Here is a 16,166-nt window from a genome sequence, read left to right on the forward strand (position 1 = left end):
AGTGGGCCATATGTCTTCCATTACTAAGACTAAAAAAGAACGTGATTTCCACCATCTCTCAAAGCCCTGGAATGTCACTTTTAATCTGATAGCCGGCATCTTTGCATTTCTGTGCGTGTTTCCGTTTCTGTTCGTCGTGATCATCTCCTTCACCGATGAGGTGGCGCTGGCGCGGGATGGCTATAAGCTGATTCCGGCAAAATGGAGTCTCGGCGCATACCGTTATGTGTTTGAATCAGGAGATATGCTGCTGCGTTCTTATGGTGTGACGATTTTTGTAACGGTGATAGGGACGATTATCAGCCTTTTGTTTATCGCTTTTTATGCGTATGCCATTTCCCGGAAAAGCTTCCGTTACCGCAATTTTTTCTCGTTCTTCGCGTTTTTTACCATGCTGTTCAACGGTGGACTTGTGCCGACTTATATTATCGTTACGCAGTTTCTAAGCCTGAAGGATACGATCTGGGCGCTGATTTTGCCGCTGGCGGTGAATGCTTTTTACATTATGATTCTGCGCACCTTCTACAGCACGAGTGTGCCTGATGCCATTATCGAATCCGGTAAAATCGACGGGGCGGGCGAGTTCCGTATCTTCCTGAAATTGGTGTTGCCTTTATCACTGCCCGGTCTGGCTACGATTGCTTTGTTCAGCACCCTCGGCTATTGGAATGACTGGTTCAATGCGCTGCTGTACATCGACAACCCGAATTTAGTCCCGCTGCAATCGATGCTGATGCGGATCGAGACCAGTATGCAGTTTATTTTGCAGAACTCCCAGAACAGTTCGCTAAGTCTGGAAGCTCTTCGCTCCATGCCGCAGGATACATCGCGGATGGCGATGGTCGTGCTGGCGACAGGGCCGATTATTTTTGCCTATCCGTTCTTCCAGCGTTATTTCATTCAAGGTCTTACCGTAGGGGCTGTTAAGGAATGAGTTATACAAACCCGAATTTACCTGCTGAAGAACGGGCGGAGCATCTGCTCGGACTGATGACTTTGGAAGAGAAGGCCGGTCAGCTGATTCAGCCTTTTGGCTGGCAGGCCTATGAACATAGAGACGGTAAGATGACCTTGACAGAAAGCTTCAAGGAGAAGGTTGCCGGGGGCGGCGTTGGTTCGCTTTACGGGATGTTGCGCGCTGACCCGTGGACCGGTGTGACGCTGGCTACTGGCCTGTCTCCGCGTGAAGGTGCGGAAGCGGTGAATACGCTCCAGCGGTATGTGCTGGAGCATTCGCGGCTGGGCATTCCGGTATTGATCGGCGAGGAATGCTCGCATGGCCACATGGCGATCGGGGCCACCGTATTCCCGGTGCCCCTGTCGCTCGGCAGCTCCTGGAATGTAGAGCTGTATCGTGAGGTCTGCCGCGCCGTAGCGCTGGAGACACGCAGTCAGGGCGGCGCGGTTACGTATTCGCCGGTGCTGGATGTGGTGCGCGATCCCCGCTGGGGCCGCACCGAGGAGTGCTTCGGCGAGGACGCTTACCTGATCAGCGAGATGGCGGTTGCGGCTGTTGAAGGTCTGCAGGGGGAATCCTTGCAGAGCGGCGGCAGCGTGGGGGCTACGCTGAAGCATTTTGTGGGATACGGCAGCTCAGAAGGCGGCCGGAATGCCGGGCCTGTGCACATGGGCTGGCGTGAACTGCTGGAAGTGGATCTGCTGCCCTTCAAAAAAGCGGTCGAAGCGGGTGCAGTCTCCATTATGCCTGCTTATAACGAAATAGACGGCGTGCCTTGCACGACAAATACAGAGCTACTAGAGGATATACTCCGCGAAGCATGGGGGTTTGAGGGTCTAATCATTACCGACTGCGGAGCTATAGAGATGCTGGCCTCTGGCCATGATGTGGCTGAAGATGGCATGGATGCAGCAGTGCAGTCACTGGAAGCCGGCATCGACATGGAGATGTCCGGGGAAATGTACGGCAAATACCTGGTGGATGCCGTTCGTGAAGGCAAGCTGGACCCGGCACTGCTGGATCGGGCGGTCCGCCGTGTGTTGACGCTCAAGTTCAGGCTGGGCCTGTTCGAGCAGCCATTCGCTGATCCCGATGCGGCTGAACGCGTCATCGGCAGCAAAGCGCATCAAGAGCTGGCCCGGCAAGTGGCGGGCGAGAGCGTGATCCTGCTGAAAAATGAAGCAGGTGTGCTGCCATTGTCCAAGACCGCCGGCACGATCGCCGTCATTGGCCCTAACGCCGATGCCGGGTATAACCAGCTTGGCGATTATACCTCACCGCAGCCTCCGGCTAAGGTAGCGACCGTGCTCAGCGGCATCCGCAGCAAGCTGGCTGCAGAGCCGGAGCGGGTGCTCTATGCACCGGGCTGCCGGATCAAAGGCGATTCGCGCGAAGGTTTTGAAGCCGCGCTTGCTTGTGCAGAACAGGTCGATACCGTTGTTATGGTCGTCGGCGGCTCCAGTGCACGCGATTTCGGGGAAGGCAGTATTGATCTTAAGACAGGCGCGTCCAAGGTGACGGAGAATGCCTGGAATGATATGGACTGCGGCGAAGGCATTGACCGGGTGTCATTGACCCTGTCGGGAGTGCAGCTGGAACTGATCCAGCAGGTTCATCAGCTCGGCAAACCTGTGATTGTTGTTTATATTAACGGCCGTCCGGTGAGTGAGCCTTGGATTGACGAGCATGTACATGCCATTCTGGAAGCCTGGTATCCAGGCCAAGAAGGCGGGCACGCTGTTGCGGATATCCTGTTCGGCGATGTGAACCCGTCCGGGAAGCTGACTGTATCCGTGCCGAAGCATGTGGGCCAGCTCCCGGTCTATTACAACGGTAAACGTTCCCGTGGCAAAAGATATCTGGAGGCCGATTCCCAGCCTCAATATCCGTTCGGCTTCGGGCTTAGCTACACTGAATTTACGTACTCCGGGTTGAAGGTGGAGCCGGAAGTAATTGCGGCCGGGGAGACGGCTATAGTTTCCGTGGACGTTCAGAATACAGGAGACCGTGAGGGCGCAGAGGTGGTGCAACTGTACATTTCCGATGTCGCCAGTAAGGTCACCCGTCCTGCCAGGGAATTGAAGGCTTTTGACAAAATCAAGTTGGCTCCGGGTGAGAAGCAAACCGTGTTGTTCACGGTAGGGCCGGAGCAATTGCAATATATCGGACCGGATTTAAGACCAGTTATAGAGCCAGGAGCGTTTAAAGTGCTGGTGGGTAAGCATGTAAATGATACACTGAGCACTGATTTGACGGTGAGGGGGTAAAGACATGGAACGCATTAAACGCTTCATCCGCGAGCTCTCCGAGCAGCAATGGCTAGAGGTGCAGGAATTGCGCGATTGGGAGATTCTGTCCTCGGTGTATCAATTGCCGGGACAGTATGACAAGCTGCAGCCTTACAAGGACGGCAGCAATTATGATCTGTTCCCGAGTGTGCAAGGAACGACCTATTTCTTCCGCCGTACTTTGGAGATTCCGGCTAACTGGCTGCCGGGCCACATCGGGCTGATTTTTGCTTCAGGTGGGGAAGGGCTGCTGCGGGTGAACGGTGAATCGCGGCAAGGACTCGACCGCAATCATACCTTTGTGACCCTGACAGGTGATCCATCTGGCCGTCCGTTGGACCTGGAAATCGAACTCTTCGATCCGGTCCCCGAGCCGGTGGACCCATTAAATCAACAGGCGGTGATCCAGCCGCCGATTCGGATGATCCACAGCCAGCTGGTGCTGGTGAATAGACCTGTGCAGAGTCTAATGTACACGGCAGTAGTGATTCGCGATTCGGCAATTCTGCTGCCTGAGCAGGACCAGCGCCGTAAGCGGATGCTGGAAGCTTTGTATGTGGCAATGGATCAATTCGTTGGCCTTACCACGCAGGAGATCCGCGAGGGTGGTGAGATTTCGCGAATCGAGCAGAAGCTGCGGGGCAGAGTCGGGGAGATCGGCGGTCATGCCGAAGGAACAATCCACATGGTGGGCCAGTCCCATATCGATATTGCCTGGCTGTGGCCTGCGCGCGAGACCGTGCGCAAGACGAGCCGGACGTTCTCGACGGTGAATGCCCTGATGGACGAATATCCTGACTATCAATATGCGCAGAGCCAGCCGCTGCTGTTCGAATATTTGAAAGACAATGACCCGGTACTCTATGAGAAGGTCAAGGCACGCATCCGTGAAGGACGCTGGGAACTGGTCGGCGGGATGTGGATCGAACCGGATCTGAACATTCCGAGCGGAGAATCGTTGATGCGGCAAATGCTATATGGTCAACGCTTTTATCTCGAAGAGTTCGGGCGCACCTCGCAGATTGAGTGGCTGCCGGATACCTTCGGCTACTGCGCTTCTCTGCCGCAGATTCTGCAGCATGGTGGCATCAAATATTTTATGACCACCAAGCTGGGCTGGAATGACACAAATGTCTTCCCTTACGATCTGTTCCATTGGGTCGGCATTGACGGCACGCCGATGTTGTCTTACCTGAATCATGGGGTCAATGAGAATACGCTGCCCAAAGATATTCATGAACACTATCAGTCCTTCCGTGAAAAAGATAAACATAATGAGCAGATGCTGCTCTATGGGCATGGTGACGGCGGCGGCGGGGTCACCCGCGAGATGCTGGAATATATCCAGCGTGCCGAGCTAATGGTCGGCCAGCCGGAGAGTAAATACAGTAATGCCGCGGATTTCTTCGCGGGCATTACGCGCAGTCAGCCGCAGCTGCCGCAGTGGCGGGGCGATCTGTATCTGGAGCTGCACCGCGGCACCTACACCACGCACGGCCGCAACAAGCGGAACAACCGCAAGGCGGAAGTGTTGTACCGTGAAGCGGAGCTGTGGCAGACATTAGCTTCGCCGCAGCTGGACACGAAGCAACATACCGTAGTTGCCGGGCAGCTGCATCAGGGCTGGAAGCTGATTTTAATGAACCAGTTCCATGATATTATTCCGGGCTCGGCGATTACCGAAGCATACGAGACCTCGGAGAAGGAGTACGCAGAGGTGTTTGAGCTTGGCCGTGTTGCGCTTCAGCCGGGGCTTGCGGCATTGGCCGGGAACATTAACACGTCAGGCGAGGGTACACCTTACATTGTTTTTAATGGTTTGGGTTGGACGCGGGATGCCGTGGTCGAACTTGCTCTCAGCGAAGAAGTAGCCGCCAGCGGAAACTTTGCGGTGTATGGCGAGGATAACGTACTGCTGGAAGCAGGTGTCCTGACGGAGGAGGCAGCAGTTTCTGGTGTCTCGGTTCTCGTTCCTGAGATTCCGGCCTTTGGCTACAAAACAATCTGGATTCGTGATCTGTCTCAGAACACATCCGATGAAAGTAATGTAGAATCTGCCGCTGCTGAACATAATCAAACTGCTGTAGGAGCTGTTCCCTTCGGCGACCGTTGGGAGACGGACTATTATCGTATTACCTTTAACGAGCGGGGAGAAGTCACCAGTCTTTTTGATAAAAAAGGAAACCGGGAGATCGTAAAATCCGGTGAGCCGGCGAACCGCTTCCACTTTTTCCATGACCGTCCGACGCTTTGGGATGCCTGGGACATTGACAACCGTTATGAAGCCCAACCCGCCGGGGAGGCTGAACTTATAGAAAAGGCAGTGATCCGCACTGGTGCGGTGCAGGATATTTTGCGCTTCCGCTGGAAGCTGGACCAATCCGAGATTACTCAGGATATGATTCTACATCACCATAATCCCCGGATTGATTTCCAGACGCATGTGAGCTGGAACGAAGCCCATAAGCTGCTTAAGGTAGGGTTTCCGATTGATGTTGTGACGGATAAGGCGACTTACGAGATTCCATTTGGTGCGCTGGAACGTCCGACCCACCGCAACACCAGCTGGGAGCAGGCGCAGTATGAGGTTTGCGGGCATCGTTTTGCCGATGTATCGGAACGTGGGTATGGCGTCAGTCTGCTGAATGATTGCAAATACGGCTATGACATCCAAGGCAGTACCATTCGTTTGTCGCTCCTGCGCGCGCCGAAATGGCCGGATGCTACTGCGGATCTCGGCGAGCACGACTTCACCTATTCGCTATATCCGCACCGTGGGGATTGGCGGGAGGCTCATACTGTTCGCCGTGCAGCAGAGCTAAATCATGAGCTGTATACTTTTGCCGCTTCATCAACACAGGGGCAGCTGCCGCCAACAGGCTCATTTATTGGATTCTCCGGTGAACATGTGGTGCTGGATACGATTAAGCCATCCGAGGACGGGCAGGGGACTGTTCTCCGTTTCTACGAATCCTCGGGAGGCCGTGAGCAGGTTCAGCTCAAATGGCAGCATCCAGTTCAGAGCGTCTACCTGTCCAATGCTCTGGAAGAGCAGCTGGAACTGATCGAACATACGGCTGGCGGTGAATTGGAACTTCACTTTGCCCCTTACGAGATCAAAACAATTTACATCAGAAATTAAATAATCACATCACAGATGCAAAGGAGCATATCTCACTTGGAACAATTCCGATTACCCAAAATAGCAATGCCCCAGCTGCCGCTGCCGCAGGCTGTGCAAGAAGTACTTGCCGAAGCAGAGGAGAAGCTGGCACATCGCCCGAAGCTGTTGCAGCTGTTCAAGAACTGTTTTCCGAATACGCTGGAGACGACGACTAAACTGCTGGATGACGGAACCACCTTTGTGATTACCGGCGATATTCCGGCCTCCTGGCTGCGTGATTCAGTGGAGCAGGTAATTCAATACGTGCCTCTGGCCAAAAACGATCCCGATCTCCAGCGCATTATCGGCGGTCTTATCAAACGCCATATTCAGTATATTCATATCGATCCTTACGCCAATGCATTTAATGAGTCGGCCAATGACTGGCACTGGAACACTACGGATGTGACCGAGATGTCGCCATGGGTGTGGGAGCGTAAATTTGAGATTGATTCGTTATGTTTTGTTGTGCGCCTCGCTTATACCTACTGGAAAGAGACGGGCCTGACTGATTTCTTCGACGCTGGGTTCAAGTCGGCCATGCGCCAGATTTTCGATTTGTTCAAAAGAGAGCAGCGGCATTTCGAGCAGTCTCCGTACCGGTTCAGCCGCAATAACGGCATTCCGGAAGATTCTCTGCGCAATAGCGGTCTCGGTATGCCGGTGAACTATACCGGAATGATCTGGTCGGGCTTCCGGTCCAGCGATGATGCCTGTGATTTCCACTACAACATTCCTGGCAATATGTTCGCTGTTGTCGCGCTGCGCCAGATGCAGGAATTCGCGGAGTGGGTCTTCCGCGACCTAGACTTCCTGGCTGAACTTAAAGAGCTGGAATTTGAAGTGGATCATGGCATCAAGCTCTACGGCATTTATCGCCATCCGGAGTTTGGTCCGATTTATGCTTATGAGACCGACGGCTTCGGCAATTACTGCCTAATGGACGATGCGGGAACGCCCGGACTGATCTCCATTCCGTATCTGGGTTACGCTTCGGCGGATGATCCCATCTACCAGAACACCAGACGTTTCGCATTGAGCAAAGAAAATCCGTTCTATTATGAAGGCACAGCTGCCAAAGGGATCGGCAGCCCGCACACTCCGGAGAACTATATCTGGCATATGGCGTTGTCTATGCAGGGCATTACGGCTCAGACTGCCGAAGAGAAGCTGGGACTGATTGCCATGCTGGAAAGTACGGATGCCGGAACCGGATATATGCATGAAGGCTTCCATGTGGATGATCCTAGTGTATTTACCCGCAGCTGGTTTGCATGGTCGAACAGTTTGTTCTCGCAGCTTGTCTATCGGGCGATGAAGGAAGGTATTCTGTGAGCGGGGGCCGTATCATCCTGTTCGCGGACCCGTCTTTTCCCGGGTATACCGCAGCGGGCGGACTGACAGCGGAACAGGCACAGTCTATAGGAATACATCATACTGACCCTCCTGTTCATGCAGCACAGCTAGCCGAAACGCTGGACAGTGCCAAGGCCGGGGACTGCTTCGTTAGCTTCCATGCTCCTTACTTCCCAAAGGAAGCTTGGCCTTCCATCGTCGCTTATTTGAGCAGAGGCGGCAGTTTGACCAGCATTGGCGGTGCCCCGTTTAAGCATCCAGTCCGCCTAGTCGCTGAAGAGTGGCGGGTCGAAGCTGAGCAGACTGCCTATCACCGCCAGCTGCATATCCATGAAGCGCTGCGTGTGAGCAGCGCAGATCGCATACAGCAGCATGTCGCGCTTAGAGACATTCCGCTCTTCGTAGGCGATGAGCAGCTGCTGGCCCTGTCGGATACCTGGAACCTGGTGCCGCATGTCACTAAAAGCAGTGACCTGCCGGAGCAGATGGGTTCCAGTGGACCCATGGACACGCGGATCTACCCGCTGCTTAAGGGCATTACCGCCGCCGGGCGGGAAGTTTCAGCTCCAGCTGTGCTGTGGGAGCATATCGGCGGGCCTTTTGCCGGTGGCCGCTGGATCTTCATCGGCCAACCGCTTACGCCTGATTTCTGGAATCAAGGCGGAACGGAAGCATTAACCCGCTGGGCAACTTTTGCCGCTCGGGGAGTAACAGAGCTGTGGCTGAAGCCTAACTATGCTTCTTATGAAGAAGGCGAGCGGCCGCTGCTGTTTTTGCAGGGTCAGCGGCTAAGCCGTAGCCAATCGTCACCGACATCAGCGCAGTGGACCCTGAACATCACTCTGAGCAAAGACGGGGAGTCTATCCCATGTTTCACTCACGAGTGCAAGCTTGAGGTCAGTCGCGAGCTGAACTTCCTACGTGTACCGCTTGCTATAGAAATTCAACCTGGCCTGTATCATCTTTCTTGCCATGCTGTATCGGAAGAAGGCGAAGTGCGGATGTTGCGTCAAGGCTTTTGGGGATATGACGTGGGCCTGTTATCGCAGGGGGAACCGATTAAGGCTGGAAGAGATTATTTTATCAAAGACGGTCAGCCTTTACCTGTTGTCGGCATGACTTATATGACCTCTGACGTAGCGCGGAAGTTTCTATTCCTGCCAAATGCTGATGTCTGGGATCGGGATATGGCACAGATGCGGAAGGCAGGCATCAACTGGATTCGTACCGGCATCTGGACAGCCTACCGCAATATTATGCAGGTAGACGGTCATGCCTCGGAAGAAGTGCTGCGGGCGATTGATGCTTTTCTACTGACTGCGAAGCGGCATGAGCTGCAGGTTACCTTTACGTTCTTCTCCTTTACGCCCGAGACTTGGGAAGGGACGAATCCTTATCTCGATCCGCGCAGTGTAGAAGCGCAAAAACGGTTCATCCGCTCCATCGTCGCACGGCATCGCACGACAACCCATGTCGATTGGGATTTGATCAATGAACCGTCAATGTTCGATCCGCCGCGGATTTTCTCGGACGGACCGAGCTCGGCGCGAGATAAATATGAACGCGCTGCTTTCTCTGCTTGGCTGGAAGAACGCCATGGTGATATAACTTCGCTGCAAGAGCGCTGGAATATGACGCCGCTGGAATTGCCGGATTTTGCGGCTGTACAACCTCCTGAGCGAGAAGAGATTAACTTTAGTGTGCAGGATATTCATTCCGGGAAGCGCGGCACACGTTGGCTCGACTACTGCCTGTTCTCCATGGACATGCACAACGTATGGGCAAGGGAGCTTAGCGGGACTATCAAGGAACTCTGCCCAGATCATTTAGTGACCGTAGGGCAGGATGAGGCTTTAGGTGCCCAACGGCCATCGCCGTTCTTTTATGAGCGCGATGTCGATTACACCACTGTTCACAGCTGGTGGTTGAATGACAATCTGCTCTGGGATGGAATTTTTGCCAAAACCCATCATAAACCGAACCTCATTCAGGAGACCGGCATCATGTACGTAGAGACGCCAGACGGACGGGCTAAACGCAGTGAGGAAGAATTGCGGGCCATGCTGGAGCGCAAATATGCCTATGCGTTTGCTTCTGGAGGTGCCGGGGCTGTGCAATGGATCTGGAACACGAACTTTTATATGGATAATGCCAATGAATCACAGATCGGTGCGCTGCGGGCCGATGGGACTGAGAAGCCGGAAGCGGATGTGTCTTATGATTTTGGGCGGTTCATCGGCGAAGCCGGGGGATTATTTGACGGGCGGAAGCTGGAAGAGATTGCCGTAGTTTTCCCTTACTCGAATGACTTCTCTAACCGGAAGCTCGCCTATGATGCGACTACCCGCCTGACACGGATCTTATCTTATCAGCTTCATTTGCCTTTCCGCGCCGTATCGGAATACGATCTGGCTCCGCTGGAGGCAGAGCCGGCTAAGTTGATTCTCCTGCCGAGTGTGCACAATCTGGATACTGACGCCCTTCAGCTATTGCTGGACATAGTGGAGCGTACAGGTGCCGTTCTGCTCATTACTGGAGCATTGGGTGTTGATGCGTATTGGCAGCCTTCGGATCGTATGGACGCAATAGTAGGAGCCCGTAAACTTGGCAACATGCGCCGTGAGGAGCAGCTTCTATTGAACGGACGCAAGTTTGCAGTGTCCTACGGACAGAAGCGAATCGCAGAGCTAGTCAAAGAAACGCCAGCAAATGCAGATGTTGATTCGTCTAGCTCAGGAGGTGTAGGTGATCATCTCATCGAACGCCAGCTTGGCGCAGGTCGCCTGATCTGGTGCCCGCTACCTTTAGAACTGAATGACCGCGACGAGCCGATCGCCGCGCTCTACCAATATGCTGCACAAGCCGCAGGTATCGAAACCGGGCTGGAATGGATCAGCGGTGGAGACCTGCCAGGTGTGTACGGGCGAAAGCTTGCTTTTGCAGAAGGTTCATTGTATATCTTCGTATCTGAATACGCCTGGGATGCCGGACTTGAAATAAAAGATCCTGCAACTGGAGCTCATTACTCATTTTTACTGGAGAAAGAACGTTCGGTGTTGTTTGCAGCTGATTCAGCGGGCAAGCTGGTAGCTGTCTACAGACCTGAAGAGGTTAACATTACGCTTAATAAATGCTGAAGAACTGAGGTGTACACACAGATGACCCACACAACAACCAAAACAGCCCATATCGTGTCCCATACTCACTGGGACCGTGAATGGTATTTGCCCTATGAGAAACACCACGTCCGTCTGGTTCAACTGGTGGATGCACTGCTTGCGAAGCTGGACGGAGATTCCGCCTTCCGCAGTTTTTACCTCGATGGGCAAACCATTATTCTGGAGGATTATCTTCAGGTTCGGCCAGAGAACAAAGAGAAGCTGGAGAAGTATATCCGGGATGGGCGAATCTTGATTGGACCTTGGTACATTTTGCAGGATGCGTTCCTGACGAGCGGCGAGGCAAATGTGCGGAATATGCAGATCGGCCATCAGGATGCCGAGAAATACGGTGAGCCTTCCAAAATCGGTTATTTTCCTGATACCTTTGGATTGGTCGGACAGACTCCGCAGCTGATGTTGCAGTCAGGGATTACGAATGCTTTTTTTGGACGCGGGGTGAAGCCTACGGGATTTAACAACACTGTATCGGATGCAGGTTATGAGTCCTCTTTCTCCGAGCTGATCTGGGAAGGGCCGGATGGATCCAAAATTCTCGGTATCCTATTTGCCAACTGGTATTCTAACGGCAATGAAGTTCCTGTTGAGGAAGGTGCGGCTCGGGAATTCTGGGACCGTAAGCTTGCGGATGCAGAGAAGTATGCTTCAACGGGGGAGTTATTGTTCATGAACGGGTGCGACCATCAGCCTCTGCAATTGGATTTGCCGGAAGCTATCCGCACCGCCGAAAAGCTATACCCTGAAGTGAAGTTCGTGCATTCAAATTTCCCGGACTATCTGCAAGCCTTGGATCAGCAATTATCCTCGGGTCAGCGGGAGCTCTCCACCGTTACAGGGGAACTGCGCAGCCAGCGTACAGACGGATGGGGCACCTTAGTGAACACAGCCTCAGCCCGGGTTTATTTGAAGCAGATGAACCAGCTGGGCCAGACTCTTTTGGAAAAAGTAGCCGAGCCGCTGGCCTCCATCGCCTGCCTGTCCGGACAGGACTACCCGCACCATCTATTCACCTATGCCTGGAAGACGCTGATGCAGAACCATCCGCATGACAGTATCTGTGGTTGTAGTGTGGATGAAGTGCATCGTGAGATGGTAACTCGTTTTGATAAAAGCCGGCATGTTGCTGAGAGCATCATAGATGACAGTGCTAAGTTTATCGCAGATCAAGTGGAGACTTCTGGCTTTTCCGCATACGGGGAAGATGCAGTTCCTTTTATAGTGATGAATACCACGGGGTGGAAGCGAACGGGAACGGTAACTATAGAGCTGGATGCTGAACGGTTATATCTGCGCGAGGGTTATCCTTTGGATGAGACCGCCCGCAGAATGCTGGCTGTTGATTTGTCCGGCAAGATTCTCGTCGATCACACAGGGGAGGAATTAGCGTCTACAGTGGAAGATCTGGGTTTAAGCTTTGGTTATGATCTGCCTGATGACCAATTCCGTCAGCCGTATATGTGCCGCAAAGTGAGACTTACTTTTGAAGCACGCAATGTGCCTGCACTTGGGCTTTGTACTTACGCTTGGGTACAATCAACTACGGAATCCGCTCAGGGAAGCTCTTTAATAGAAGGAGAGCGCAGCTTGGAGAATGCATCTCTCAAGGTAGTTGTTGCTGAGGATGGTTCATTTACGTTATTGGATAAGCATAGCGGTACCACTTATCGTGAGTTGGGGATTTACGAGAATACCGGAGACGTAGGCAATGAATACATGTACAAGCAGCCAGAAGGTGAACAAGCGCTGACGACCAAAGGCCAGCCTGCAGTTATTAAGGTGATTGAAGACTCTCCCTTCCGTGCGGCCATTGAGATCCGAATAGATTGGGAGATTCCGGCTTCGGCGGATGACACCTTGGAGGCGGAACAGCGTGCACTTGTGTATTATCCTGAGCGTAAAGCGCAGCGGAGTGTAAATACGGTGGTTTTGAAGCTTCGTACCGTCGTATCGCTGGAGCGGGAAGGCAAAGGTGTGCATATTGAATCCACAATTAATAACCAAGCCAAGGATCACCGGATACGAATGCTTTTCCCGACCGATCTGTCTACCGATGTGCATCGTGTGGATTCTATGTTTGAAGTGGCTACCCGAGATAATAATCCAGCACCAGAATGGGCAAATCCGAGCAACACTCAACATCAGCAATCCTTTGTGGATGTCAGCAATGGCGATGTAGGACTTACGGTAGCCAATCAGGGATTGAACGAATATGAGGTTCTGCGGGATGGACGCAATACTATTGCCATCACCTTATTACGCAGTGTAAGGGAATTGGGGGATTGGGGCTGGTTCCCAACACCGGAAGCACAGTGCCTGGGCGAATACACAGCACAACTGGAGCTGATTCCTCATTCTGGTGAGGGAAGTGAACAGCGGGCATATACAGAGGCCTATCAATTCCAGATCCCTTGGACGGTATGTCAGACCGGCCTGCATAGCGGGAAGTGGAACTCTGGATATACCCCATTGGTTTGGGAGGGAGACAACATGGCCTTCTCATCCATGAAAATGAACGGAACTTCCGGCGACTTGTTTTTGCGTTGGTACAATATGTCCGCTCAGCAGACACAGTTGCAACTGGAAGTGAACAGTCCTCAAGAGTATTTATTTAAAAGCAATATCTTAGAGCAGCCTAACCCTGCTTTACAAGGAGTAACGTCTTCGGTTCACCACTTAGAGGTCGGACCATCTGAGATTGTAACTGTAGGTGCGAAATTAAGCTTCTAGGTAAAAAGATGCCCCGGCGCTTCCCTGCCGGGGCATCTTTTGATTTACTTTCTTCTATAAGACTTGTGCCAATCTTGAATGGCCTCTTGGCGGGAGGGGAATCTCAACTGGATCCAATGGTTTGTTTCCCATTCATGAATCGCCTGCTGTTTAGTTTGGTAAAAGCTGTAGTCGCAAATGTTCCAGCTGTTATACAGTTTCTGATACCATTTCCCTTTAGGGATGTCGCCAGGATAGCGGCGGACGGCTTTATTGGCTTGTTTTTTAGCCCATGAGGAACCGTGTTTCTGTTGGTCGCTGCAAACGGGTTGCTTTTTCACACTTCTGCTCATTGATACTCCAACCTCCTTTTAGAGGGAAGCTAGAGATCATGTAAGGTCTTTATATGAATCACCTCTTTGCCAAAAAAATAATGGAATTGATACCTATGTATGAAGGGGGCTCTGATGTTAATAGATAGACGCGGAAAAGGGGAAGGCGGTTGCGATACAATTGCGGAAAAGTATGTGTTTAGTTTTATTAAAATAAAGCTTGCAATGCATCTCCATACATGATATATTCTAAGTCCGGCCAAGAAGTACACATGCCGAGCTCGAAAAAGAAGTTGAAAAAAGAGCTTGACATTAAATAGCCGAACATGATATAGTATAAGAGTTGCTGCTGAGACATTAAACGGCGCCAACGAGAACTTGATCTTTGAAAACTGAACAACGAGTGAGTAGGAAATCACGCAAGTGAAATCCAAATTAGAGAATTAATTTTCTCGTCAGATGTTTCAAAATGAGCATATCGCTCTTTTCAATACTAATTGGAGAGTTTGATCCTGGCTCAGGACGAACGCTGGCGGCGTGCCTAATACATGCAAGTCGAGCGGAGTTATTTTGAAAGCTTGCTTTCAAAATAACTTAGCGGCGGACGGGTGAGTAACACGTAGGCAACCTGCCCTTCAGACTGGGATAACTACCGGAAACGGTAGCTAATACCGGATAATTTCTTTTTTCTCCTGAGAGAAGAATGAAAGACGGAGCAATCTGTCACTGAGGGATGGGCCTGCGGCGCATTAGCTAGTTGGTGGGGTAACGGCCCACCAAGGCGACGATGCGTAGCCGACCTGAGAGGGTGAACGGCCACACTGGGACTGAGACACGGCCCAGACTCCTACGGGAGGCAGCAGTAGGGAATCTTCCGCAATGGGCGAAAGCCTGACGGAGCAACGCCGCGTGAGTGATGAAGGTTTTCGGATCGTAAAGCTCTGTTGCCAGGGAAGAACGTCCGGTAGAGTAACTGCTACCGGAGTGACGGTACCTGAGAAGAAAGCCCCGGCTAACTACGTGCCAGCAGCCGCGGTAATACGTAGGGGGCAAGCGTTGTCCGGAATTATTGGGCGTAAAGCGCGCGCAGGCGGCTATTTAAGTCTGGTGTTTAAACCTTGGGCTCAACCTGAGGTCGCACTGGAAACTGGGTGGCTTGAGTACAGAAGAGGAAAGTGGAATTCCACGTGTAGCGGTGAAATGCGTAGATATGTGGAGGAACACCAGTGGCGAAGGCGACTTTCTGGGCTGTAACTGACGCTGAGGCGCGAAAGCGTGGGGAGCAAACAGGATTAGATACCCTGGTAGTCCACGCCGTAAACGATGAGTGCTAGGTGTTAGGGGTTTCGATACCCTTGGTGCCGAAGTTAACACAGTAAGCACTCCGCCTGGGGAGTACGGTCGCAAGACTGAAACTCAAAGGAATTGACGGGGACCCGCACAAGCAGTGGAGTATGTGGTTTAATTCGAAGCAACGCGAAGAACCTTACCAGGTCTTGACATCCCTCTGAATCTGCTAGAGATAGCGGCGGCCTTCGGGACAGAGGAGACAGGTGGTGCATGGTTGTCGTCAGCTCGTGTCGTGAGATGTTGGGTTAAGTCCCGCAACGAGCGCAACCCTTAACTTTAGTTGCCAGCAGGTTAAGCTGGGCACTCTAGAGTGACTGCCGGTGACAAACCGGAGGAAGGTGGGGATGACGTCAAATCATCATGCCCCTTATGACCTGGGCTACACACGTACTACAATGGCCGGTACAACGGGAAGCGAAGCCGCGAGGTGGAGCCAATCCCATCAAAGCCGGTCTCAGTTCGGATTGCAGGCTGCAACTCGCCTGCATGAAGTCGGAATTGCTAGTAATCGCGGATCAGCATGCCGCGGTGAATACGTTCCCGGGTCTTGTACACACCGCCCGTCACACCACGAGAGTTTACAACACCCGAAGTCGGTGGGGTAACCCGCAAGGGAGCCAGCCGCCGAAGGTGGGGTAGATGATTGGGGTGAAGTCGTAACAAGGTAGCCGTATCGGAAGGTGCGGCTGGATCACCTCCTTTCTATGGAGAATCGTTCTCTGCAATGAGAACATTCAAATCGGAAGCTCAGCTTCCAAAACTCAGGTTTAGGCCTGTTACTCACTCGTTGCTCAGTTTTGAGAGTTTAAGCTCTCAAGTAAGACTTGATCCTTG

7 protein-coding genes and 1 rRNA gene are annotated in these 16,166 nt (G+C 52.5%); 7 read left to right on the forward strand and 1 reads right to left on the reverse strand.

The genetic code is table 11. The features are described 5' to 3' along the window. The first annotated feature begins 10 nt into the window (after positions 1-10). From NYE58_RS04495 to NYE58_RS04520, 6 genes are read left to right on the forward strand one after another with little or no spacing between them, the layout of a single operon-like run. Complete coding sequence (locus NYE58_RS04495; RefSeq protein WP_076219931.1) at positions 11-934, forward strand: carbohydrate ABC transporter permease; 924 nt, start codon at positions 11-13, stop codon at positions 932-934. Continuing rightward, positions 931-3,225 (forward strand): glycoside hydrolase family 3 N-terminal domain-containing protein, encoded by a 2,295-nt coding sequence (locus NYE58_RS04500; protein WP_341001204.1) that lies wholly within the window; start codon positions 931-933, stop codon positions 3,223-3,225. Before NYE58_RS04495 ends, NYE58_RS04500 begins: the two co-directional genes overlap by 4 nt. A gap of 4 nt (positions 3,226-3,229) precedes the next feature. Continuing rightward, positions 3,230-6,388 carry an alpha-mannosidase gene (locus NYE58_RS04505; protein ID WP_341001205.1) on the forward strand — a complete coding sequence of 1,053 codons (3,159 nt, stop codon included), beginning with the start codon at positions 3,230-3,232 and terminating at the stop codon, positions 6,386-6,388. A 36-nt stretch (positions 6,389-6,424) separates the two neighbouring features. Beyond that, positions 6,425-7,744, forward strand: a complete 1,320-nt coding sequence (locus NYE58_RS04510) for a glycoside hydrolase family 125 protein (protein ID WP_076277011.1) — start codon at positions 6,425-6,427, stop codon at positions 7,742-7,744. After that, entirely contained in the window at positions 7,741-10,902 is a 3,162-nt protein-coding gene (locus NYE58_RS04515) for a beta-galactosidase (protein WP_445671753.1), read from the forward strand. The genes NYE58_RS04510 and NYE58_RS04515 overlap by 4 nt, the downstream gene beginning before the upstream one ends. Positions 10,903-10,923: 21 nt before the next feature. Beyond that, positions 10,924-13,671, forward strand: a complete 2,748-nt coding sequence (locus tag NYE58_RS04520; protein ID WP_076277006.1) for an alpha-mannosidase — start codon at positions 10,924-10,926, stop codon at positions 13,669-13,671. A 44-nt stretch (positions 13,672-13,715) separates the two neighbouring features. On the opposite strand, the gene NYE58_RS04525 is transcribed toward NYE58_RS04520, so the two are convergent. After that, a complete protein-coding gene (locus NYE58_RS04525; RefSeq protein ID WP_076221172.1) occupies positions 13,716-14,003 on the reverse strand; it encodes a hypothetical protein in 288 nt (95 codons plus the stop codon). A 473-nt stretch (positions 14,004-14,476) separates the two neighbouring features. Here NYE58_RS04525 and NYE58_RS04530 point away from each other — a divergent pair. Next, positions 14,477-16,034 (forward strand): 16S ribosomal RNA (locus NYE58_RS04530). Positions 16,035-16,166 lie beyond the last annotated feature (132 nt).

Origin of the sequence: Paenibacillus sp. FSL L8-0708 (genome assembly GCF_038009325.1) — a bacterium.
GTDB classification, from domain to species: domain Bacteria; phylum Bacillota; class Bacilli; order Paenibacillales; family Paenibacillaceae; genus Paenibacillus_AQ; species Paenibacillus_AQ odorifer.